The organism is Ensifer sp. 4252 (assembly GCF_050434565.1).
Classification (GTDB): Bacteria; Pseudomonadota; Alphaproteobacteria; order Rhizobiales; family Rhizobiaceae; genus Ensifer.
In genome coordinates this window covers 164863-188382 of sequence record NZ_JBNDIU010000008.1, presented here as the reverse complement: position 1 = coordinate 188382, position 23520 = coordinate 164863, and the positions used below count along the sequence as shown (strand labels likewise).

The 23520-nt window shown below is 62.7% G+C and carries 21 protein-coding genes and 1 riboswitch; of the genes, 14 read left to right on the top strand and 7 right to left on the bottom strand.

The genetic code is table 11. From position 1 onward, the window contains the following. Nucleotides 1-1176 (top strand): M20 aminoacylase family protein, encoded by a 1176-nt coding sequence (locus tag ABIE33_RS17610; protein WP_429127339.1) that lies wholly within the window; start codon nucleotides 1-3, stop codon nucleotides 1174-1176. A gap of 44 nt (nucleotides 1177-1220) precedes the next feature. Beyond that, complete coding sequence (locus ABIE33_RS17605) at nucleotides 1221-2471, top strand: Zn-dependent hydrolase (protein WP_429127479.1); 1251 nt, start codon at nucleotides 1221-1223, stop codon at nucleotides 2469-2471. 222 nt (nucleotides 2472-2693) lie between these two features. Here ABIE33_RS17605 and ABIE33_RS17600 read toward each other — a convergent pair whose 3' ends face one another. The 4 genes from ABIE33_RS17600 to ABIE33_RS17585 form a co-directional block, all read right to left on the bottom strand. Continuing rightward, the gene (locus ABIE33_RS17600; RefSeq protein WP_429127336.1) at nucleotides 2694-3212 is read right to left on the bottom strand and encodes a hypothetical protein; all 519 of its coding nucleotides are present in this window, start codon (nucleotides 3210-3212) and stop codon (nucleotides 2694-2696) included. A 211-nt stretch (nucleotides 3213-3423) separates the two neighbouring features. Continuing rightward, nucleotides 3424-5244 (bottom strand): phosphomethylpyrimidine synthase ThiC, encoded by a 1821-nt coding sequence (thiC, locus tag ABIE33_RS17595; RefSeq protein WP_429127333.1) that lies wholly within the window; start codon nucleotides 5242-5244, stop codon nucleotides 3424-3426. A 93-nt stretch (nucleotides 5245-5337) separates the two neighbouring features. Further along, nucleotides 5338-5468: riboswitch (TPP riboswitch) on the bottom strand. Nucleotides 5469-5646: 178 nt separating this feature from the next. Further along, nucleotides 5647-7011, bottom strand: a complete 1365-nt coding sequence (locus ABIE33_RS17590) for a sigma-54-dependent transcriptional regulator (RefSeq protein WP_429127330.1) — start codon at nucleotides 7009-7011, stop codon at nucleotides 5647-5649. A gap of 3 nt (nucleotides 7012-7014) precedes the next feature. Beyond that, complete coding sequence (locus ABIE33_RS17585; protein WP_429127327.1) at nucleotides 7015-8883, bottom strand: sensor histidine kinase; 1869 nt, start codon at nucleotides 8881-8883, stop codon at nucleotides 7015-7017. Between the two features lie 229 nt (nucleotides 8884-9112). Between ABIE33_RS17585 and ABIE33_RS17580 the strand changes: the two genes are divergently transcribed. The 11 genes from ABIE33_RS17580 to ABIE33_RS17530 all read left to right on the top strand — a co-directional run bounded on the left by ABIE33_RS17580 (nucleotide 9113) and on the right by ABIE33_RS17530 (nucleotide 20130). Next, nucleotides 9113-10438 (top strand): dicarboxylate/amino acid:cation symporter, encoded by a 1326-nt coding sequence (locus ABIE33_RS17580; RefSeq protein WP_429127325.1) that lies wholly within the window; start codon nucleotides 9113-9115, stop codon nucleotides 10436-10438. Nucleotides 10439-10691: 253 nt separating this feature from the next. Next, entirely contained in the window at nucleotides 10692-11960 is a 1269-nt protein-coding gene (locus ABIE33_RS17575; protein ID WP_429127322.1) for an ABC transporter substrate-binding protein, read from the top strand. Nucleotides 11961-12099: 139 nt separating this feature from the next. Then, nucleotides 12100-12975, top strand: a complete 876-nt coding sequence (locus ABIE33_RS17570; RefSeq protein ID WP_429127319.1) for a sugar phosphate isomerase/epimerase family protein — start codon at nucleotides 12100-12102, stop codon at nucleotides 12973-12975. After that, nucleotides 12972-13766 (top strand): 6-phosphogluconolactonase, encoded by a 795-nt coding sequence (locus ABIE33_RS17565; protein WP_429127316.1) that lies wholly within the window; start codon nucleotides 12972-12974, stop codon nucleotides 13764-13766. Before ABIE33_RS17570 ends, ABIE33_RS17565 begins: the two co-directional genes overlap by 4 nt. Next, nucleotides 13763-14689: an ROK family protein gene (locus ABIE33_RS17560; RefSeq protein WP_429127313.1), complete on the top strand. Its 927-nt coding sequence runs from the start codon at nucleotides 13763-13765 to the stop codon at nucleotides 14687-14689. The genes ABIE33_RS17565 and ABIE33_RS17560 overlap by 4 nt, the downstream gene beginning before the upstream one ends. Beyond that, complete coding sequence (locus ABIE33_RS17555) at nucleotides 14686-15759, top strand: ABC transporter ATP-binding protein (protein WP_429127310.1); 1074 nt, start codon at nucleotides 14686-14688, stop codon at nucleotides 15757-15759. The genes ABIE33_RS17560 and ABIE33_RS17555 overlap by 4 nt, the downstream gene beginning before the upstream one ends. A gap of 4 nt (nucleotides 15760-15763) precedes the next feature. Next, the gene (locus ABIE33_RS17550; protein ID WP_429127307.1) at nucleotides 15764-16678 is read left to right on the top strand and encodes a carbohydrate ABC transporter permease; all 915 of its coding nucleotides are present in this window, start codon (nucleotides 15764-15766) and stop codon (nucleotides 16676-16678) included. Between the two features lies 1 nt (nucleotide 16679). Beyond that, nucleotides 16680-17519: a carbohydrate ABC transporter permease gene (locus ABIE33_RS17545; protein WP_429127304.1), complete on the top strand. Its 840-nt coding sequence runs from the start codon at nucleotides 16680-16682 to the stop codon at nucleotides 17517-17519. 36 nt (nucleotides 17520-17555) lie between these two features. Then, on the top strand, nucleotides 17556-18641 hold the full coding sequence (locus ABIE33_RS17540) for a Gfo/Idh/MocA family protein (RefSeq protein WP_429127301.1): 1086 nt from the start codon (nucleotides 17556-17558) through the stop codon (nucleotides 18639-18641). A gap of 35 nt (nucleotides 18642-18676) precedes the next feature. Then, nucleotides 18677-19231 carry a TetR/AcrR family transcriptional regulator gene (locus ABIE33_RS17535; protein WP_429127299.1) on the top strand — a complete coding sequence of 185 codons (555 nt, stop codon included), beginning with the start codon at nucleotides 18677-18679 and terminating at the stop codon, nucleotides 19229-19231. A 47-nt stretch (nucleotides 19232-19278) separates the two neighbouring features. Next, entirely contained in the window at nucleotides 19279-20130 is an 852-nt protein-coding gene (locus ABIE33_RS17530) for a cupin domain-containing protein (protein ID WP_429127296.1), read from the top strand. Nucleotides 20131-20163: 33 nt separating this feature from the next. Here ABIE33_RS17530 and ABIE33_RS17525 read toward each other — a convergent pair whose 3' ends face one another. Then, a complete protein-coding gene (locus ABIE33_RS17525) occupies nucleotides 20164-20880 on the bottom strand; it encodes a helix-turn-helix transcriptional regulator (RefSeq protein WP_429127293.1) in 717 nt (238 codons plus the stop codon). Between the two features lie 75 nt (nucleotides 20881-20955). Between ABIE33_RS17525 and ABIE33_RS17520 the strand changes: the two genes are divergently transcribed. Beyond that, complete coding sequence (locus ABIE33_RS17520) at nucleotides 20956-21567, top strand: glutathione S-transferase family protein (RefSeq protein WP_429127290.1); 612 nt, start codon at nucleotides 20956-20958, stop codon at nucleotides 21565-21567. A gap of 108 nt (nucleotides 21568-21675) precedes the next feature. Here ABIE33_RS17520 and ABIE33_RS17515 read toward each other — a convergent pair whose 3' ends face one another. Both ABIE33_RS17515 and araH read right to left on the bottom strand, forming a co-directional pair. After that, entirely contained in the window at nucleotides 21676-22560 is an 885-nt protein-coding gene (locus ABIE33_RS17515; RefSeq protein WP_429127287.1) for an aldose 1-epimerase, read from the bottom strand. A gap of 7 nt (nucleotides 22561-22567) precedes the next feature. Further along, nucleotides 22568-23518: an L-arabinose ABC transporter permease AraH gene (araH, locus tag ABIE33_RS17510; protein WP_429127285.1), complete on the bottom strand. Its 951-nt coding sequence runs from the start codon at nucleotides 23516-23518 to the stop codon at nucleotides 22568-22570. Nucleotides 23519-23520: the final 2 nt, after the last annotated feature.

Below are 23520 nucleotides of genomic sequence, written 5' to 3'. Positions count from 1 at the left end.
ATGGCAAGCACGGATATCGGCAGGCTTGTGGCGGAGATGAGGGCGTGGCGTCATGATCTGCATGCCCATCCGGAATTCGGCTTCGAAGAGAAACGAACGGCAGCCTTTGTCGCCGCCAAGCTACGAGAGTTCGGCCTCGACGAGGTCGCTGAAGGTATCGGCGGCACCGGGGTGGTCGGGACGCTGCGGCGTGGAACGGGAAATCGCGCCATCGCGCTGCGCGCCGATATGGATGCGCTGCGCATCACGGAAGAGGGGGCTGTTGCCTATTGCTCCACCCGGCCCGGTACGATGCACGCCTGCGGCCATGACGGTCATACGGCGATGCTTCTTGGCGCGGCGAAGCTGCTGGCTGAGGACGGCGGCTTCGATGGGACGGTGCGCTTCGTTTTCCAGCCGGCCGAGGAATGGGGGAAGGGCGCACTTGCCATGCTCGCCGATGGTCTGCTGGAACGCTTTCCGTTTGACGAGGTCTATGGCCTGCACAACATGCCGGGCCTGTCGGTCGGAAAATTCGAGACACGGCCGGGCGCCATCATGTCGGCGGAAGACAATTTCGAGATCGTGCTCAAGGGCGTCGGCGGGCACGCGGCGCGGCCGCATTGGGGCAATGAGACCCTTGTTGCCGCCTGCGCCACTGTCGTCAATCTGCAGACGATCGTCTCGCGCCGTCTGTCGCCGACTGATATCGGCGTCGTTTCGGTGACGGAAGTGCTGACCGATGGCACGCGCAATGCGTTGCCCGGCCTCGCACGGATTCTGGGCGATGCCCGCAGTTTCCGCCCGGAGGTCAGCGCCAAGATTGAGGCGGAGATGCGCACGATCGCCAAAGGAACGGCGGATGCCTATGGCTGCGAGGTCGCGGTGAACTACACGCGCGAGTTCGTGCCGTTGCTCAACGATCCAGTACTCGTCGACCATGTCTTCGCTGCGGCCGGTGTGGTGTTCGGGATGGAGAATGTCGCCGTTGCCGCCGAGCCGATGACCGGCTCGGAGGATTTTGCGCGGTTTCTCGATCATGTGCCGGGTTGCTTCGTCTTTATCGGCAACGGTGGGGAATCCGCGCCGCTGCACAATCCGCATTACGACTTCAATGATGATGCCCTGATCTTCGGTGCCCGGTTCCATGCCGAAATCGCCCGGCAACGACTGGCCGCACCGGATGCCGGACAATGACAGACGCGATGCTCATTACCAACACAGTCGAAGGCGACACCGACATGCCTCATCAGTCCATCAATGCCGAGCGTCTGCTGGCGCGCATCCGCGAACTCGGCGCGATTGGGCGCGACGGCCGGGGCCAGCTGACACGGCTTGCGGCCTCCGACACCGAAAAACTGGGGCGGGACGCTCTTGTCGGCTGGCTGGAGGCTGCGGGGCTGGATATCGCAATCGATCGCATCGGCAATATCTTCGGTGTCTGGCAAAGCCATGACAACGCAGGGCAATTGCCGCTGATGCTAGGCTCGCATATCGACACCGTCATCAATGCCGGCATCTACGATGGCTGCTACGGCGTGCTTGCCGCCCTCGAAGTGATCGAGACGCTGAAAGAGCAAGGCTTTACGCCCGCGCGCCCGATCGCCGTCACCGCCTTCACCAACGAGGAGGGCGTGCGCTATGCGCCCGACATGCTGGGTTCGCTTGTTCATGTCGGCGGTCTTGCGGTCGAGGCTGCACTTGCAACGGTTGCAACCGACGGAACGGTGCTCGGATCTGAATTGGCGCGCATCGGCTACGCCGGAAGCGTCGAGCCCGGCTCGTTGAAACCCCACGCCTATGTCGAATTGCACATTGAGCAGGGGCCGGTGCTCGATCGCGAAGCGATCACGATCGGCGCCGTCGAAAACCTACAGGGCATCTCCTGGCAGCGCGTGACAATCGACGGTGTCGCCAATCACGCCGGCACGACGCCAATGGCGATGCGCTGTGACGCCGGGCTTGCGGCCGCCCGCATCGGCCTTTTCCTGCGCGATCATATAACCCGCTCGAACGCTCCGAGCGTCGCGACCATTGGCACCATGCGGTTTGAGCCGGACGCAATCAACGTCATCCCGTCGCGCGCAACCTTCACCGTCGACTTGCGCGACCCGGATGAGGATCGGCTACAGGGGCTCGAAGCGGCGCTTGCGGATTTCCTCCTGCGTGTCGCCGCTGAAGAGGGTGTCGAGATATCGGTCGAGCGCCTTGCGCGTTTCCAGCCGGTCGCCTTCGATCTGGGCATTGTCGCCACGATCGAGGCTTCGGCGAAGGCGCGCGGCCTCAAGAGCCGGCGCATGACTTCGGGCGCCGGCCACGATGCGCAGATGATCGCACGCATCGCGCCGACGGCGATGATCTTCGTGCCGAGCCGCGACGGCATCAGCCACAATCCGCGCGAACACACGGAGGCGGATGATCTGGTTGCCGGGGCGAATGTGCTGCTCGATGTCGTCGAGCGGATTGCTTGCAGCGGCTGGAAAGGCAGTTAGGAATACTCGCGGCGAGAAAGACGATGCTCTGTATCCGTAGCTGCGCCGCCACACCCCGGCAGGTCGTGATCGGGATAGACCTATCTCGAATGTAAAGCTCTGACGCCAGTTGATCTGTTCTCGCGCGTCAGAACCCGTTCCTACCGCACATCCGGAGTCCGGTTTCGAGAAATGGCGCAGGTCCCCCTCCGTTGCGACGAAGTTGACCTGTCTTCAAGGCTCTCATTTCGTGTCAACGGTCTTCTGCCGGGCAGACGATTCAGGCTGGCTCCGTTCGAAGCGCCTTTCCGGCGTTTGGCGGAAAAGGTTAAGGAAATTGCTGCCGCCGTGCCAGACCTTGCCGCTTGGTCCGTAATCCCGTGATTCGCGCAAGGATGAGTGGGGCTCGCTGTGGCTATCGCTGTCGATGACGGCAGCACCTCCGCCGCCTGCGCCGGTACCGCCGGGAACGCCGCCTACGCCGCTGCCGTCACCGGTGCCCCAATCGCCACCACCCCCATCGCCGCCACCCTCTGTGCCGTTGCTTCCGCCGCTCTCGACGTTTTCGCCACCTTGGTCGCTGCCGCCCGCGCCATTTTCACCATTCCCGCCGCCGACATCGGCGTCGTCCGCATGGGCGGCGGAAATCCAGGAAAAACCCGCGGCAAAACTCCCGCTGTCGTCGAGGCGTGGCAAATCTCCAGCGAGTGCCGCAAGGCCGCCTAGCGACAGGGCCGTCAGTCTCAGCAGGCGTGTCCTCAAGTCATTCTCCTCGTAAACGGCGTTTTTTCGTCACCTTGCAAGAGCGCCGCAGAAGACGGCAGCTTGGCGTGAATGACGGGTCCGCCGGTGGCGACTTTTGCGTGAGCCTTGCATATCGTTCAACCGGTAAGGGGGCAAGCTATTCCCCCGGGCCCAGCATCCGCCTTGCCGTCGGAAGGACTGTGAGGCGTCCCTCCCGACGTGTTGCGCTTTAACTCTTAGCTTCGACCTCAGCGACCGGCAAATAGAGATCGCCGCCCTCGCGGTATTTCGCGGCCATTGCTTCCAGCCCTTCCTTCTGCGCCTCGGCGCGGATGTCGTGTGAGATCCGCATCGAGCAGAATTTCGGGCCGCACATCGAGCAGAAATGCGCGACCTTGTGCGCTTCCTTCGGCAGGGTTTCGTCGTGGAAGTTGCGGGCCGTCTCCGGGTCGAGGGAGAGGTTGAACTGGTCCTCCCAGCGGAACTCGAAGCGGGCGCGTGACAGCGCGTCGTCGCGCACCTGTGCGGCCGGGTGGCCCTTGGCAAGATCGGCGGCGTGGGCGGCGATCTTGTAGGTGATGACGCCGGTCTTGACGTCGTTGCGGTCGGGCAGGCCCAGATGCTCCTTCGGCGTGACGTAGCAGAGCATGGCGGTGCCGAACCAGCCGATCATCGCAGCGCCGATGCCCGAGGTGATGTGGTCGTAGCCGGGCGCGATGTCGGTCGTCAGCGGACCGAGCGTATAGAACGGCGCCTCGCCACACACAGTGAGCTGCTTGTCCATGTTTTCCTTGATCTTGTGCATCGGCACGTGGCCGGGACCCTCGATCATCACCTGGCAATCCCTGGCCCAGGCGATCTTCGTCAACTCGCCCAGCGTTTCCAGTTCGGCAAATTGCGCGGCGTCGTTGGCGTCGGCGATCGAGCCGGGGCGCAGGCCGTCGCCGAGCGAGAACGAGACGTCATAGGCGCGGCAGATGTCGCAGATCTCTTCGAAGTGCTCGTAGAGGAAGCTCTCCCGGTGATGGTGCAGACACCACTTGGCCATGATCGAGCCGCCGCGCGAGACGATGCCCGTGACCCGATTGACCGTCAGCGGGATATAATGCAGCCGGACGCCGGCATGGATGGTGAAGTAATCGACACCCTGTTCCGCCTGCTCGATAAGCGTGTCGCGATAGACCTCCCAGGTCAGATCCTCGGCGATGCCATTGACCTTTTCCAGCGCCTGGTAGAGCGGCACGGTGCCGATCGGCACGGGCGAGTTGCGGATGATCCATTCGCGGATGTTGTGGATGTTGCGTCCGGTCGAAAGGTCCATCACCGTATCGGCGCCCCAGCGCGTCGCCCAGACCATTTTCTCCACTTCCTCCGCCATCGAGGAGGTGACGGCCGAGTTGCCGATGTTGGCATTGATCTTCACCAGGAAGTTCCGGCCGATGATCATCGGCTCGGACTCCGGGTGGTTGATGTTGGCGGGCAGCACGGCGCGACCGCTGGCAATCTCCTGGCGAACGAATTCGGGCGTGACGTGATCGGGAATATGGGCGCCGAAGCTTTCGCCGTCACGCGGCGTGGCACGCGCGGCGTCGCGGCCGAGGTTTTCGCGGATGGCGACGAACTCCATCTCGGGGGTGATGATGCCGGCTCGCGCATAGGCAAGCTGCGTCACCGCGCGCCGACCGGTTGCGCGGAGCGGCGCGTGACGGAAGGGAAAGGTCGGCGTCAGCCGGTCGCCGGAGGCAAAGCCGTTGTCTTCCGGACGAACGCTGCGTCCGTCATAGGCTTCGACATCGCCGCGCGCGATGATCCAGTTTCGGCGCGGCCGTGGTAACCCGTCCTCGATGCGAATGTTCGCGTCTTCGACGGTATAGGGCCCGGAGGCATCGTAGACGGTGACCGGCGGCTCGCCCGACGTTGGATGCAGGGCGATTTCGCGCATGGGCACGCGGATATCAGGGTGGATCGTGCCTGGTTTGTAGACCTTCTTCGAGGCGGGAAGCGGGCCTTTGGTGACCGAGAGGTCTGCGGGTTTGGTGGCAATATTCATGGTGAGGCTCCAAGTTTGCGGTTGGAGACCCAGTTCTGAAGCCGGAAGGAAAAGACATGTTCGCCCAAACTCCGCGCGAATGACGGATTCCTGGCGTCGATGTCTGCACCGTCCCTACGCCAGTATGAACTGGATCAGGTTCAACGGGTCACTGCGCCTCGGTCGGCAAGCCGATCCGACCAGCAGTATCTCAGCCCCTTGACGGGACCCCCCTGGTGAATGCTGAGAGATAGCCATCGATCCCGATGCGCCGTCAAGCGCTAATCCGAAGGTTGCGCAATCGGCCTGTTGACCGTCCGCTAGAGCGTTTCCGGATGAGACGGAGCGGCAGAAACGGTCTATCGTGTTGTTTTTTACGCATTTCCTGACGGGAAATCGCCTCGCACTGTTCCTGGAAATGGTCTAGCGACCGGGCTTTTCGGATGCCGGGCGATCGGCATAATCCGCACGGTTGATGCCGTGCCGCTGCAGCTTGTCATAGAAGGTCTTGCGCGGAATGCCGAGCGCCTCGATCGTCGCCTTGACGTCGCCGTGCTGCGCCCGCAGTGCTTCTTTCAGAATTTCCGCCTCGTAGCGCTCGAGCCGTTCGGGCAGGGCCGCGCCGGTTGGCGCAGCGGCGGCGGCGGGTTGCCCGAGCGAGCCTTCGACGCCAAGGGCGACGCGCTCGGCGAAATGCGAGAGTTCGCGCACATTGCCCGGCCAGGAATGGGACATCAGATAGTGGTGCACCGCCGGCGAAACATCCGGCACGTCGCGCTTGAAACGCTCGGCCGCCCGCGTCAGGAAATGCGAAAAGAGCAGCGGGATATCGTCGCGGCGCTCGCGCAGCGGCGGGATCGAAAGCGTGACGACGTTCAGGCGGAAATAGAGATCCTCGCGGAAGTCGCCTCGCTGGGCGGGGTCGCCGAGGTCGATCTTGGCGGCCGCGATCACGCGGATATCGACCGGGCGCACGACATTGGTGCCGAGCGGCGTGATCTCGCGGGCTTCGAGCACACGCAGCATCTTGACCTGTGTGGCTGGTGGCATCGCTTCGATTTCGTCGAGGAAAAGCGTACCGCCGCTTGCATGTTCGACACGGCCGATGCGCTTCTTCAAGGCGCCGGTGAAGGCGCCGGGCTCGTGGCCGAAAAGCTCGCTTTCGATCACTGTTTCCGGCAGCGCGCCGCAGTTGAGCGCCACGAAGTTGCCATTGCGGCGGCGGCTCCAATTGTGGAGCAAAGTCGCCACCACCTCCTTGCCGCTGCCGGTCTCGCCGGCAACCAGCACATCCACGTCGGTGTCGGCGATATGCCGCAAGGTCTGGCGCAGTCGTTCCATGACCGGTGTCTGGCCGATCAGCGGCAGGCTTTCGCCGGCGACATCAGCTGCGCGTTTCAGCACACGGTTTTCCATCACCAGTCGGCGTTTTTCCAGCGCGCGGCGCGCGCTCTGCACCAGACGGTCGGCGGCAAAGGGTTTGGGGATGAAGTCGTAGACGCCGTCCTGCATGGCTTGAACGGCCATCGGGATGTCGCCGTGGCCGGTTACCAGAATGACGGGCAAGTCAGTGTCGAAAGCGGCGATCCGGCGAAACAGCGCCAGGCCGTCGATCCCCGGCATGCGGATATCGCTGATGACGATGCCGTTAAAGTCGGCCCCAAGGATCGCGAGGGCTTCGGCCGCGCCGGGAAACGCGGAGACAGTCAGACCGGCAAGCTCCAGCGTCTGCTTCATAGCCTTCCTGAGATCGTTGTCGTCGTCGACGAGGCATACGGATTGCTGCATCGCTCAGGCCCTCTTCAGGCGGACGGTGAAGACGGTGCCTTCTGGGCTGGTCCTGACCTCGATGTCGCCGCCGTAGTCGACGACGATCTCCTTGGAGATGGCAAGGCCGAGACCGAGACCCTGATCCTTGGAGGTGTTGAACGGGGTGAACAGGTCCTCGAGAATATCGGGCCTTATGCCCGGACCATTGTCGGCGACGATCAGGAGAACACTGTCGGACGGGCCTGTCTCGCACCGCACAAGGATTTCGGCCTCTGTCCGGTCGCCGAGTGCTTCCAGGGCATTCTGCAACAGGTTGATCAGCACCTGTTCCAGGCGGATGCGGTTGCCGAGCACGCTGAGCCCGTTATCAGGCAGATCGATGACGATCGCGTCCATGCGGCCGGCAAAGCGGCTGCGCAACAGCATTCGTGCGCCTTCGATCACCTCGCGCATCGCCGTCGGCTCGGCGGTGAAACGGCCCTTGCGCGCAAAGCTGCGCAACTCGTCGGTGATGGTGCCGACGCGCTCGGTCAGCGCGGCGATGCTTTCGAGGTTTTCGACCGCGGTTTCCTGCTGGCCGCGGTTGAGGAAGGTGCGTGCATTGTCGGCATAGGCGCGGATGGTTGCGACCGGCTGATTGATCTCGTGGGCGACGCCGGCTGCCACCTGGCCAAGGATTGCCAGCCGGTTGGCCTGGACCAGTTCCTGCTGCACCGCCTGCAGCCTTTCGCCCGTGCGCCTGTGGTCGGCGATCTCGGTTTCGAGGTGATCGCGGGCAAGGCTCAGGTCCTGCGTGCGCTCGGCAACGCGGCGTTCTAACTCATCGCGCGCGGCGCGCTCGTTTGCCGCGACCAGCGTTAGCGCCTGGCGCCGGCGAAGGAAGAGTGCGGCAAGCGCCAGCAGCGGCACGATGACGGCAAGCGCCAACAACCTTGCCTCGCGGCTCGCGGCGCCAAGGGCTGCGTCAAGCGGCGCCAACTGCTCCAGTCGCCAGCTGGTCGAGGGAACCATGGTCTCGACCCTGAGATATTGTTTCTCGCTGCTGCCGGGAAGAAGTGCTGTCAGCATGCTCGACCCGTCGGTTGTCGGTTCGATCCGGCGGAACGGCAGGGGTAGCAGCGAGGCATCGCCGAACTGCAGGCTGTCGCGGATGGCGGCGAGACGATCCCCGGGGATGTTGCGCGTCGTCATGAACCGCCAGGATGGGAAGCTGGTGATCAGCACGATGCCGCGCCGATCAGTGACATAAACCGGTTTGCCGGAAGCAAGCCAATCGGCCTCGACGCCGTCGAATTCAAGTTTTGCGACCACGACGCCGATAGGGCCGCCAGGCCCGTCGACGCGTCTGGAAATATAGAGGCCCGGGCGTTTGCTGACGGTGCCCATGGCGAAATGCTCGGCCTTGCCGTCGCGCATCGCCATCCGGAAATATTCGCGAAAAGCGTAGTCGTTGCCGACGAAGCTCGTCGGCTCGCGCCAGTTGCTGGCCGCAATCGCCACGCCGTCGAGGCCGATCGCGTAGATCACCGCTGCATCCGTATTGGCGGCCAGCGCCTCAAGCTTTTGGTCGAGCCTCTGCAACGGCTGATCGCCACCTTTTTCTAGGGCGGCCTTCACCTCGACGTCATCGGCCAGAACCAGGGGTAGCGCACGCTGGCGCTCCAGCACCGCTCTCAGCAGCGACGCCTTGAGATTGGCATCGATGCGGCTTTGGATGTCGACGGTTTCGAGCGCCTTCCTTCGCCCATATTCGCCGGCGACAAAGAGCCCCGCTGCCAGCAGAACCAGCGCGACCACGGCAAAAATCAACCAGGCACGGCGCATGTGCCGATCAAGATCGGCTGGTTTTATGGTGAGCGAGGTGGGTATGGACATGCCGGAATTGTGCATTAATCCGCTCAGATTTCCAGATCATCTGTGCGGATATCCGCTCAAATATTCGTGTAACTGATCCGGGTTCCAATAAAATGTGGCGATATTTCAATGGTCTAATCGGTCGCGCTGCGATCTGGCACGCCCATTGCAAATGACATCCTCATGACAGCCCGAGCTGTCGCGCTTCGGAAATAGGGCCCGGGAGGCCCGGCATGACGCCGGACTGGGCCAAGTGGAGGATATCATGATTATCGACCAATCCGCGGAACCGCGCGGCAAGACACCTTTCTATCGCCATCTCTACGTCCAGGTTCTGGCGGCGATCGCCGCGGGCATCCTGCTCGGACATTTTTACCCGGAGATCGGCACGCAGCTGAAGCCGCTCGGCGATGCTTTCATCCGCTTGGTGAAAATGATCATCGCGCCGGTGATCTTCCTGACGGTCGCCACCGGCATTGCCGGCATGACCGACCTCGCCAAGGTCGGGCGGGTCGCCGGCAAGGCGATGATCTACTTCCTGACCTTCTCGACGCTCGCGCTCATCATCGGCCTGGTCGTCGCCAATGTGGTGCAGCCGGGCGCCGGCATGCACATCGATCCCGCGTCGCTCGACGTCAAAGCGGTCACTTCCTACGCCGAAAAGGCACATGAGCAGTCGATCACTGGCTTCCTCATGAACATCATCCCGACCACGCTTGTCGGTGCATTCGCCGAGGGCGATATCCTGCAGGTGCTGTTCATCTCCGTCCTGTTCGGTCTTTCACTCGCCATGGTCGGCAAGAAGGCGGAGCCCGTCGTCGACTTCCTGCATGCGCTGACGCTGCCGATCTTCAAGTTGGTCGCGATCCTGATGAAGGCCGCACCCATCGGTGCGTTCGGTGCCATGGCCTTCACCATCGGCAAGTATGGTGTCGCCTCGATCGCCAACCTGGCGATGCTGATCGGCACCTTCTACTTGACGTCTTTCCTCTTCGTCTTCCTGGTTCTCGGCGCGGTTGCACGTTACAACGGTTTCTCGATCATCGCGCTGATCCGCTACATCAAGGAAGAGCTGCTGCTGGTGCTCGGCACATCCTCGTCGGAAGCGGCGCTGCCGGGCCTGATGAGCAAGATGGAAAAGGCCGGCTGCAAGCGCTCGGTTGTGGGCCTCGTCATTCCGACCGGCTATTCCTTCAACCTTGACGGCACCAACATCTACATGACGCTGGCCGCGCTGTTCATCGCCCAGGCGACCGACATTCCGCTGTCGCTTGGCGACCAGGTGCTGCTGCTGCTGGTGGCGATGCTGAGCTCCAAGGGGGCCGCCGGCATTACCGGCGCCGGCTTCATCACGCTCGCCGCCACGCTTTCGGTCGTTCCGGCCGTCCCGGTCGCCGGAATGGCGCTGATCCTCGGCATCGACCGCTTCATGTCGGAATGCCGGGCACTGACCAACTTCGTCGGCAATGCGGTGGCAACCATCGTGGTTGCAAAATGGGAAGGCGAACTGGACGAGACCCAGCTTGCCGCAACCCTTGGCGGCCGGGCGCTGCCGGAAAGCCCGGTTCAGGGCCTGCAGCCCGCCGAATAGAGCTGCCTCCCAGGGCAAGACCGCATCTCGGTGTGGCAAGGCGTGGTCCACTTTCCGGTGGGTCACGCCTTTTTCTTTTGCGGGCTCGCTTCGTGGCGTTGCCGCACTAAGTGAAATAGGCCGGCGGCTTGTTGGCGGCTCGTCGAAAGATGTTTTGATTTTGTCATCTCCCCCACTTTACTGTACCGTCTGGACGGTATAGTGATTTGTCATCACTGATCGAGGCAAAACGTTTTCTGGGGAGGAGACGAGAATGCATTGGACGAAGTGTGTGAAGGCGGCCGCCTTGGCCACCGCGGCGTTTGCCGCATATCCTGCGGCTGCGGCCGAAGTGTCGATTTTCTGCAGCTCGGCCGGCGCCGAGCTCGAGCTCTGCCAGTCTGCCTCCGAGGCCTGGGCCCAGGAAACCGGCAATACTGTCAAGATCAACAAGATGCCGGCCAACTGGGGCGAGGCGCTGCCGCTCTACCAGCAGCTGCTCGCCGGCAAATCGGGCGACGTCGATGTCCTGACGCTCGACAATATCTGGGTCGGCACGCTGGCCTCGCACCTCGTCGATCTCCGGCAGAAGGTGCCCGCGGACGAAGTTTCCAGCCACTTTGAATCCTCGCTCGCCGACGCGACCATCAATGGCCAGCTGCTGGCGATGCCGTGGTTCGTGGATGCCGGCCTGATGTTCTATCGCAAGGACCTTCTGGAGAAGTACGGCAAGGCCGAGCCGAAGACCTGGCAGGAACTCACCGAGACGGCGAAGTTCATCCAGGACAAGGAGCGGGCATCGGGCAGCCCGGACATGTGGGGCTATGTCTGGCAGGGGCGGGCCTATGAGGGGCTGACCTGCGATGCGCTCGAATGGGTGGCATCCTTCGGCGGCGGAACCTTCATTTCGCCCGAGGGCGAGATCACGGCCAACAATCCGAAGGCCGCCGAAGCGCTTGATCTTGCCCGCACCTGGATCGGCGGCATCAGCCCGGAAGGCGTGTTGAACTACGACGAGGAAGGCTCGCGCGGCGTATTCGAAGCCGGCAACTCGGTCTTCCATCGCAATTGGAGCTACGTCTGGGGCACGACGCAGGCCGACGGATCGTCGCTGCGCGGCAAGGTCGGCGTCATGGCATTGCCGGTCGGGGCAGAGGGCGGGAAGTCGAGCGGATGTTACGGGGCCGGCCTTCTCGGCGTATCCAAATACGCCGACGACGTCGACGCTGCCGTCAGCCTGGTCCGCTATCTGACCGGGCCCAAGGAACAGAAGCGCCGTGCGCTTCAGGCCTATAGCCCGACGCTGAAGGCGCTCTACGAAGACAAGGACATTCTGACCGCCAACCCATCACTGCAGTTTGCCGAGAAGGCCTATGCCGAAAGCGCCTCGCGCCCGTCGCAGGTGACCGGCGCATCCTACAATCGGGTCTCCCAGCGAATCTTCAACGGCGTGCACAATGTTCTGAGCGGCAAGGAAAGTGCGGGCGATGCGCTCACGAAGGTCGCGAGCGACTTGGAGCGTCTGAAGGCGCGGGGCTGGTAAGCCCCGCCTTTCTTCTGGAGCGTTTCAGGTTCAAACGAAGCCGAAGAAACGCTCTATCTCTTTGTTTTGTCCGCATTTCCTGACGGAAAACCGCTTCACGCCTTTCCTGGAAATGCTCTGGAGATCGAGGACATCACCCGTGAACATTGCGATCGCACCGTGCTGCTGGGGCGTTTACTGGCCTGAAGGCAACGACATCGGCTGGACCGACTATCTCGACCGCATCAAGGCGGCTGGCTACCGGCTCACCGAACTCGGGCCATACGGCTTCTTTTCTACCGATCCGGCGGTGCTTTCGTCCGAGCTTGGCCGCCGCGGCCTTTCGGTCGTCGCGGCCGCCCATGTTCACACGCTGGCCGATCCCGCCTCCTGGCCGATCCTTGAGCAAAAGACGCAGGCGATCTGCCGGCTGCTGTCTGAAATCGGCGCGACGCATTTCATCCTGATGGACGAATCCGAGTTCTATCCGAAGGACAAGATGGGTGTGGTCGATGAGACGGGCTGGCATTCCGTCGTCGAGCAGACGATGGGTGCTGCGCGCATCGCCCGCTCGCACGGGCTGGAGTTCAGCTTTCACCCGCATGTCGGTACATGCGTCGAGCTCGAGCCGCAGATCGAGCGCCTGCTTGCCGAGACGGAGCCGGGCCTCGTCGGGCTTTGTCTCGACACCGGTCACCACGCCTATTGGAAGGCCGATCCGACCGCCTTCCTTGCCCGTCACCGGGATCGGATCAACGCCATCCACCTGAAGAACGTCGACGGCGCCTACCGCGAACGCGTTCTTGCCGAAGGCATCCACAGCGACCGCGCCTTTGAAGAGGGCATTATGACCGACCTCGATCGCGGCATCGTCGACATCGCCGCTTTCGTCGATGCGTTGTTGGCTGCCGGCTATGACGGTCCCTTGGTGGTTGAACAGGATCTGGCGCGCGGCCATCCCGACACGCCGGAAACCATCGCCGAACGGAATTTCCGCTTCGTTTCTGAGCTTCTTGCGCAGCGGGCAAAGGCATGAAGGTCGAAATCCACGATACGCCGCTATCGATCGGCGAGCATCTGGCGGAGCGGATCACCGACGGCATCAGGGCGCGAGGCTCAGAGGGCCGCGCGTATGTGCTCGGCTGCCCGGGCGGGCGCAGCCCGATGCCGGTCTATGAGGCGATCGGCCGTCGGTTGACAGCGGGAGCGGTCGACTACTCGCGGCTGGTCATCGTGATGATGGACGAATATCTGCAGGCCAACGATGACAATGACCTGACGCCGCCCCTCTCATCGGCGCATTTCTCCTGCCGCGGATTCGGCGAGCGCGAGATCGTCGGGCGGATCAACGCGGCGCTCCCTGCCGAGTTTCGCATTCCTCAGGCAAACTTCTGGATGCCGGATCCAAGCAATCCCGGTGACTACGATGCCCGCATTGCCGCTATTGGCGGCATCGATCTTTTCCTGCTCGCATCCGGCGCCGGCGACGGTCACATCGCGTTCAATCCACCGGGCTCGGCCCGTGACAGCCGGACGCGGGTGGTCGCCCTTGCCGAGCAGACGCGACGCGACAACCTTGCGACCTTTCCAGACTTTCGCGGCATCGACGACGTGCCCTCCCATGGCGTGACGATCGGTATCGCCTCGATCGCGGAGCTGTCGAAATCCGTGGCAATGATTGCCTGGGGTGAGGGCAAACGCTACGCCTGCGAACGTATGACCGCTGCCACGGCCTATGATGCCACATGGCCTGCAACGATCGTTGCCGAATGCCGGGCCGCCGAATTGCACATCGACGCTGCGGCTGCCGGTCGAGCACGCCCGTGAGCCAGCACGCGATCGGCATCGACGTCGGCGGAACGAAGACCAAGGCGTGCCTCGTGCGTCTTGCCGATGGTGCCGTCGTCGCCGAGCGCACGGAGGCGACGCCCTGCCAGGCCGGGGGTCGAGCGGTGCTTGAACTGGTCGGCGTGCTTGCCGTAGCGATGGAAGCCGAAGGCAAGGTCCGCAATCTTGAGACTGCGGGCCTCGGCCTTTGCTTGCCGGAGCTGGTGACGCGGGACGGCGAACCGGCATCGGCCTGGAATTTCGATTGGCGCGATCTCGATTATCGTCAGCATCTCGGCCGGTTCGGCACTGTCCATATCGACAGCGATGTCCGCGCAGCGGCCTTCGCCGAAGGCTGGATCGGTGCCGGAGTCGATGCGGATCCCTTCGTCTATGTGACGATATCGACCGGGCTGTCGCATTCGCTGGTGATCGGCGGCACGCCCTATGCCGGCGCCCGTGGTTTTGCCATCCATTTTTCCGGCAGCGACATCGTAGCGTTTGCCGGCGAAGGTCAGGATCAGCCGGTGCGCCACAATCTTGAGCTTTTCGCCGGCGGCAAGGCCCTCGGCGAGCGTTACGGCAGGCTCATCGGTCGTCCGGGCACGACCGCGCTGCAGCTTTTTGAAGCGGAAGTATACGATCCGAAGGCGGCCAGGATGGTCGGCGACGCGCTTTTGTCGCTTGCTTCCTACCTCGGCCAGCTCGTCAACACGCTCGATCCTGAAATCCTCATCCTCGGCGGCGGTATCGGCGGCGACCCATCGGTCAACGAGCGGCTTGCCAGCCTGACGCGGCCGTTCATCTGGGCCGATGGTGCCCGGGATCTTCCCATCATCAGAAGCGTCCTTGGCGACACGGCCTGTGCGGTCGGCGTGGCGGCGCTTGCAAACAGGACTTGCAGACTGGCGGTGCGCATATGAGCGGAATTGACCTAACCGATGTCGTCAAGCGTTTCGGGGCGCTGACCGTGATCGACAAAGTCAACCTCAGGGTTGGCGAAGGCGAGTTCGTGGTGTTCGTCGGCCCTTCGGGCTGCGGCAAGTCGACGCTTCTGCGGATGATCGCCGGGCTCGAGGAAATCTCCGACGGCGAACTGCAGATCGGCGGCAGGCGCATGAACGAAACGCCGCCGGCCGAGCGCGGCATCGCCATGGTGTTCCAGTCTTACGCGCTTTATCCGCACATGAGCGTCGAGCGCAATCTCGGTTTCGCGCTGGAGACGGCGCGGATCGGTGCCGGTGAAATCAAGGAGCGGGTGATGAAGGTAGCGCGCTTCCTCAAGATCGAACATCTGCTGCACCGTCGGCCCGCCCAACTTTCCGGCGGTCAGCAGCAGCGGGTCGCCATTGGCCGCGCGCTGGTGCGTTCGCAGAAGCTCTTTCTCTTCGATGAACCGCTCTCCAACCTCGATGCGGATCTGCGCATGGAGATGCGCGTCGAGATTGCCCGCATCCATCGCGAGCTCAAGGCAACCACCGTCTACGTCACCCACGACCAGCTTGAAGCGATGACGCTCGCCGATCGCATCGTCGTTCTGAAGGACGGCCGGATCGCCCAGGTCGGGACGCCGATGGAACTCTACGAGCGGCCGGCAAGCAAATTCGTCGCCAGCTTCATCGGTGCGCCGCGCATGAATTTTCTGCCGGGGACGCTGCGTCGCGACGCGGCCACGAGCCGTCTGGGGGTCATGGGGGTCACACATTCTCTCGGCCCTATCGACTATGAAGGCGAGATCAGCATCGGCCTGCGGCCCGAGGATCTGATGCTTGGCGGCGGCGAAGTGCAGATACCGGCGCAGGTGCTGCTGGTCGAGCCACTCGGTGGCGAGGCGCTGGTCCATGCCCGCGTCGGCGATGGCCAGATGCTGGTGATGAAGGTGCAGGGCAAGCCGGATCTCCGACCGAATGCCGACATCACCATCGGCTGGACGCAGTCGAAGGCCCACTTGTTCGGCGCCGACGACATCGCACTCCGCCCGGCAGGGGTCTGAGACCATGGTGTCAGGTGGAGTGATCAAATCCCTCGGACTGCGCCTGGCCCGCGCCCGCACCGCCTGGTGGTTTCTGGCGCCGAGCCTGCTCGTGCTGACCGCCGTCGCCCTTTGGCCGCTCGGGCGCACTTTCGTCTTTTCCTTCACCGACGCGCTGCTGACGGAGCCGGATTTCTACAGTTACATCGGCTTCGACAACTATCGTGCGCTGTTCGAAGATCCGCTGTGGTGGCAATCGGTTCGCAACACGCTGTATTTCACCGTCATTTCCGTGTCGATAGAGACCGCTCTCGGGTTGACGATCGCGCTCCTCCTCAATTCTCACATTGCCGGGCGCGGCGCGATGCGGGCGATCATCCTGATCCCGTGGTCGATCCCGGTGGTCGTCAGCGCCCGCATGTGGCAATGGATGCTGCACGACCAGTTCGGCATCGTGAACCATGTGCTGAAGATGGCCGGTTTCATCGACAGCGGCATCGCCTGGACCGCCAATGCCTCGCTAGTGATGCCGGTGATCATTGCCGTCGACGTCTGGATCACCACACCCTTCATGGTTCTGCTGATCCTGGCGGGACTGCAGATGCTGCCACGCGGCATCTACGAGGTCGCGGCGATTGATGGCGTGCCGGCATGGAAGCAGTTCACCTCGCTGACTCTGCCGCTTCTGGCGCCGAGCATTGCGGTTGCCGTGCTCTTCCGCCTGCTCGATGCGCTGCGCATGTTCGACCTGAGTTTCGTGCTTTCTTCCAACAGCGACGATACCAAGACGGTGTCGATCTATGCCCGTGAGGTTCTCGTCAATTTCCAGGACATGGGGGTGGGCTCCGCCGCCAGTACCGCCGTCTTCCTGATGATCGCCGTCGTGACCGCGATCTACGTCACCGTCTTCCGTCTCAATCGCCGCCTTTTGGGAGTTTGACATGGTGAGAAGCAACACCCGCAAACGCCTGCATCAGGTGCTGATCTACAGCCTCTTCGGTATCGTCGGGCTCTATACGCTTTTTCCGTTCTACTGGATGATCGCGTCGTCACTGAAGTCGGGCCAGGCGATCTTCGACGTGACTTTTTTCCCGGACCTGAAGTTCAACAACTATGCGGCGATCCTGTCGGACGGCGTCTTCCTGCGCAGCCTCTTGAATTCGCTGATCGTTGCCTTCTCGGTCGTGGCACTCTCGCTCGTGCTGGCGATCGCCGCTGCCTACGCGCTCGGCCGGATCGACTTTCGCGGTCGTTCGCCGATCATGCTTCTGGTGCTCGCGGTCTCGATGTTCCCGCAGATCGCCCTGCTGTCGGGCCTGTTCGAGATGATCCGCTGGCTCGGGCTCTACAATACGGTCGGCTCGCTGATCTTCGCCTACATGATCTTCACGCTGCCGTTCAATATCTGGGTGCTGACCACCTTCATGCGCGATCTGCCGAAGCAGATCGAGGAGGCGGCGATCATGGATGGCTGCTCGCCTTTGCGGATCGTGCGTTGCATCTTCCTGCCGATGATGGGCCCGGCACTGATCTCGACGGGCCTGCTTGCCTTCATCGCCTCATGGAACGAGTTCATGTTCGCGCTGACCTTCATCCTGACGGACGAGAACCGCACGGTGCCGGTGGCGATCGCCCTGATCTCGGGCTCCAGCCGATACGAATTCCCCTATGGCGCGATCATGGCGGCGTCGACGATCGTCACCGTGCCCTTGGTCATCCTCGCTCTCATCTTCCAGAAACATATCGTCTCCGGCCTGACGGCCGGCGCGGTCAAGGGTTGAATTGTTGCCTCACCCAGAGGCGGAAAGGTTGCTTTCATGCGTGTCGTTCGCGTTGGTCTGATCGGGCTTGGCGAAGTCAGCCAGCTCATGCATCTGCCGATCCTTTCGGATCACCGGAATCTCTTTGAAATCGCCGGCGTCTACGACGTGTCGCCGAGCCTGACCGCCTATTGTTCGGCGCGCTATCCTGGTGCAAGGGCATTCGAAACGGCCGAGGCGCTGGTTTCGGCACCCGACATCGATGCCGTCTTCATCCTCACTCCGGACCAGACCCACAGCTTCTATCTCGAACTGGCGCTGAAGGCCGGCAAACATGTCTTCCTGGAAAAGCCGGCCTGCCTCACCCTTGGCGAGATCGATGCAGTTGCGCCGCTTGCCAAAGCCACCGACCGGCTGCTGTTCGTCGCTTATATGCGCCGTTATTCACCGAGCTTCCTCCGGGCCAAGGCAATGATGCCGGAGCAGGAAGCGGTTCGCTACGTGCGCGTGCGCGACATCATCTGCGAGGGGCCGTTCTTCATCAAACAGACCCGCAATATCTTCTACCCCAATGATCTCGACGCTACGTTTCTCGCCGAATCCCGCGCGCAGACAGCGGCGCTGCTCAAGCAAGTGGTCGGCCACGATGCGCCCGCCGATCTCATGCGCGCCTATCAGGTCCTGACCGGGCTATCGTCGCACAGCCTTTCGGCGATGCGCGAGCTGATCGGCATGCCGAAGCGTGTCATCGCCGCCCATCACAAGGCCAACGGAGAATCCATCGTCGCGCTTTTCGACTATGGCCATTTCACCGCGATCTACGAGGCGCTGATCGACAACGTCGCCCGCTTCGATGCCCGCATCGAGGTGCTGTCCGACCGCCGCCAGCTGCGGGTCAGCTACGACACGCCCTATATCCGCAACCTGCCGACCTCGCTGGAAGTGATCGATTCCACCGACACCGAGACGGAGACCCGGGTCTTCGGCCCTGATTACACCGATCCTTTCGCGCTCGAATTGCGTGCCTTCCACGATCATCTGGTCAAGGGCACGCAGCCGAAAACCACGCTGGATGACTCACGCAACGATCTGGCGCTGATGGCTGAGATCGTCGATCGCCTGCGGGAAAGTTCAGGGCTATAGCGTGCGCAGGATTTTCAACACTGGATTGTACCGACATGGCAAAACGTGAAAGCGCACGGGACCGTATCTTGACTGCAGCCGAGGCGATTGTGGTGGGCAAGGGCGTTTCTTCGCTTACTTTCGACGGGGTCGCGGAGCAGACGGGCCTGAGCAAGGGCGGCATCCTCTATCATTTCGCCAGCAAGGACGCTCTCGTGCGCGCCATGGTCGAACGGTTCGTCTACCGCTTCGAGACCGGTCTTGCCGGCATCGAGAAGGAGGACGAGGACCCGCACGGTCGCTACACGAGAGCCTATGTCGGTGCGACGCTGGGGGAAGCCGCGAGCACTGGCGAGCAATACGACCGCCTCGGCGCCAGCATCACGGCGGCGCTCTCCAACTTTCCCGATCTGCTCGAGATCGTGCGCCAGCAGAATATCCGTTGCCAGGCGGCGGTCGAAGACGACGGTCTCGATCCGGTCGATGCCACCATCATCCGCCTTGCCGTCGAAGGCCTGTGGATGGCCGAGGTCTTCAACGTCATGCATCTCGATCCTGACATGAAGCGCAAGGTCACCGCTCGCCTGATCGAGCGGACGCGCGCGCCATAAACCATCAAATCGCGCGCGATGCCGCGCCCGCAGCCAAGGAGTTACCGATGGGCTACAAGCCTTCACCGCGTCCAGTCTTCGACCGTACCAGCCACATCCCCTATGCCGGCGTCACCCGACACCTCTGGGGCGAGGAAAATGCCGGCCTCGTCGACGACTGGATCTATGCCTCGACCGACAGCATCCATCAGATCGTCTTCGGCATGCAGCCCGGCGGCTGCTTCAAGCACACCGACGCCTTCCGGACGATTTTCGGTGCGGATGAAGTGCTTTATGTGCTGAGCGGCACGCTTGGTCTCGCCAATCCCGAAACCGGGGAGTTCTGCATTGCGCAGAAGGGCGAGGCGCTCTTCTTCCGCAAGGATACGTGGCACCACGGCTTCAACCTCGGCAATGAGCAGGTCCGCGTTCTCGAGTTCTTTGCGCCGCCACCGGCGAAAGGCACGTCCGGCCCCTATGCGCGCACCAAGCCCTATCTCGAGCTTGCGCAGTCGCGTTACAGCCAGAGCGAGTTTATCGGCCGCTGGCCTATGGACGCAAAAGCCCAGCGCGACGCACGCACGATCCATCCGATGCGCGATGCCGATCTTCTCTGGAGCCTCGATCAGGCGACGCAAGGCGCCTTTACCGGCCTCTATTGCGCCACCGATCAGTTGACCGTCGGCAAGACGACACTGCTTGCCGGTAAGCGCACCGGCGTGGAGCGCCACAAGGGTGACGAATGCCTCTACGTTGTTTCGGGAACGCTCAATATCCATGTTCCTGACGCCGAAGGTCAGGCTTGGTTCGAGCTCAACCCGCGGGATGGGTTCTACATTCCCGCCGGGACCGACCATCAATATTACAACATGTCGGGCGACCAGGTGGAGTTCGTCTTCGGCGTGGCGCCGGACTTCTGAGCACCTCTCTGCAGCGGCATTGGCGGCGTCGGCCTACAGCTTGCGGTGGGCCGGCGCCGCATCCGTTGCGCCGGCGTTCATGCGGGCGATGAAGTCGCGCAGCATCGGCACGCGCCGGGGCCGGAAGCTTTCGTCCGTCGTCCTTACTTCGGCGATGCGGTCTATGCGGAATTTGCGGAAATCCTCGCGCAGGCAGCACCAGCCGAGCAGCACCAGCACATTTTCGAGATAGACGATGCCGAGCGGCAGCACGCGCCTTTCGCTGTGCCGGCGCTCGGCGTCGACATAGTCGATGACGATTGCCCGCTCCTGCCAGCAGGCCTCGCGAAGCAGGCCGACGTCGATATCAGGCGCGGACCTCTGCTCGAAACGGTGGACCTGCGAGACTGCATGGATCGTCTGCTGCTGCAACCGATCGGGCAGGGTGGCGGTTATCTTCGAAAGCACTGCCTCGGCCGCCTTCGCCAGATCCGGCTCGCCCATGTGGCGAACTTCGGCGAGCCCCAGCACAAGAGCTTCGATTTCAAGCCGCGTGAAGGTCTGGGGCGGAAGAGCGATGTCTTCGGTCAGGCGGTAACCGAAACCGCGCTCACCGTCGATGACGGCACCGGCCGCGCGCAGGCTGTCGATGTCGCGGTAGAGCGAGCGCAACGACACGCCGGTTTCTTCCGCCAGCCGCGCGGCGGTGACAGGCTGGGGCAGGCTGCGAAGCGCCTGGAGAAGACGAAACAAACGATCGCTGCGTGCCATGAGCCTACTGACGGAAATTGACAGTTGGATCGGTTTATAAAGAGGGCAGACAACAACCGCAATCGAGGTACTTCCATGTTGACGCTCTTTCACGCCCCGCGCTCCCGCTCCTCGCGCATCATCACGCTGCTTCGCGAACTGGATGCGCTCGACAAGGTCAACATCGTCATCGTCGACATCACCCGAGGCGACGGCAGCGGAGCCAAGGATCCGAAGAACCCGCACCCGGAAGGCAAGGTGCCGCTACTCGTGCATGACGGCGTCGTCATCTGGGAAAGCATCGCCATCATTCAGTATCTGACCGATCTTTTCCCGGAAAAGAAACTGGCGCCGCTTGCCGGCGATCCCAAGCGCGGCCGTTATCTAAGCTGGCTCGCCTGGTATGCCGGCGTGGTCGAGCCGGTGCTGATCGTCGAGGCGGCCGGGATTTCGCATCCCTATCTGCAGTTCACGTTCCGCGGCTCGACCGAAATGGCGCGGCAACTGGAGACGGCTCTCACGGCAAGTGCCTATCTGATGGGCGACGAGTTCTCGGCTGCCGACCTGCTGCTTTACTCGCCGTTTGCATGGTTCCCGGAAGCAACGCCGGATGTGCCTGCCGTCAAGGCCTGGATCGAGCGCTGCGCCGCACGGCCATCCGTCCAATGGACGACGGAGTACGATGCGTCGCAGCCGGTTGCCGCGTAAACGCTAGATAGCTCCAAGCGACAATCCATTGAAGCGCCGCGTGTCAAATGTGACGCGCGGCGCTTCGGTGTTTGAACTGTCCTTACGGTCTGCGCCGCTCCATTCTCGTCAACGCCCTTCCGAGATCAGGCGCGGCGATAGCGTCATCGTGCCGACAAGGCTTTGGCCATGCTCAAGAACTGAAAGACCGCCAAAGCCCGGAAGGTGATGACCGTTCGGCAAATGCGTCATCGGCTCGAAACAGAAGAAATCGGCGTCTTTAGGCGCGTAGAGCATGAAGTGGCGGAAAGGCGGCTGTGCTTCGACCTCCAGGCGGAGATCATGCTCCGGCCACTCGATCATCGCCTTGCCGTCCCAGCTCTCATAGGCGTTGTTCAGCCATTGCGGCGGGATCCGATTGCCTCTCTGGAAATCTAGGTCGCCCGGGAACGGGCCGGACTGATGGGGCAGGTGGCCTGCTCGCTCGGTCCAGAAGTGATCGGCCTTCGCCGTCAGTCGTGTGCCGGCGGTTTTCGGGAAGAAGGGATGGTGCCCGAGGCCCATCGGCAGCGCCAGGTCCGACCTGTTGGTGACCGAGAGCGTCACGGACAGGCTATCGGCTTCAACACGGAATTGCTGAACGGCGTCATAGGCGTAAGGGCTCGGCAAAGCCGTGCGGTGTTCATAGCGCAGGCATGCTTCGTTTTCGCTGTGCGAGACGATCTCCCATGTCGCCAACCAGCCGTCGCCGTGCAGATAACATGGGTCGCTGGCATTGGGGGTGAGGGCGAAGCGATGGCCGGAGAGGAGGAAGCTGTTACCCTCCAGCCGATTGCCGAAGGGAACGAGCGGAAAGCTCGCCTCGGCCCCGTGTCGCTCAGAGGCGAGGCCATCGGTCCGTGTGGGTCGAAGGATCGGGACACCGCGATAGGTGCAAGAGAGGAACGAGCCGCCGAAGCGGCTCAATTCGATTGAAAGTGCCCCGTTGCCAAGCTGCAGGACGTCCGCGCTCATGCGGCAGCTACGCCCGCCGCCCGGCGGCCGACGAGCGCAGGTTGTCGAGCAGGACTGCCAGTAGTAGGATCAAGCCGCGCACGACATACTGGTAGAAGGCCTGGATGTTGAGCAGGTTCATGACGTTTTCGGCGATGCCCATGATCAGCACGCCGACGATCACGCCGGTCATTGCCGCACGACCGCCGGCAAGTGACACCCCGCCAAGCACGCAAGCCGAGATGACAGAAAGCTCCAGGCCCGTTGCCGCATTCGGCTGGCCCGAGGTGATGCGTGATGCCAGCAACACGCCGGCAACGGCGCAGACGAGACCCTGCAGCGCAAAAATCCAGATGCGCATGCGCGCAACGTCGACGCCGGCAAGGCGCGAGGCCTCCGGATTGCCGCCAATCGCGAGCGTGTTCTTGCCGAAGACCGTGCGGTTCAACAGGAAACCGAAGGCGACGAAGAACAGCGCCATGACCCAGATCGGCGTCGGGATGCCGAGGAAGCGCGATAGAGCCAACTGATAAAAGCTCGGATCATTGATGCCGACGGCGCGGCCGTCCGATGCGATGAGCGCCAGGCCACGCACGATCTGCATCGTGGCAAGCGTCGTGATCAACGCGTTTATGCGGAAACGGGCGATGACGACGCCGTTGACCGTTCCGACGAGGCCGCCGCACACAAGGGCGGCAGCAAGACCAAGCACGATCGAGCCGGTCGCATTCGACGCCATAACTGCGACCATGCCGGAAAAGGCAACCGTCGAGCCGACCGAAAGATCGAAGTCGCGCGAAGCGAGGCAGAACATCATGGTGCAGGCGACGATGCCGATGGTGACGACCGACTGCAGCAGGCCGAGCATGTTGCGCTCGGTCAGGAAATTGGGGACCGTCAGCGACACGACGACGAAGGCGAGCGCGAAGATGACGACGAGGCCCTGTTCGCCGAGAAGGAGTTTTTTCAAGGAGGTCATCG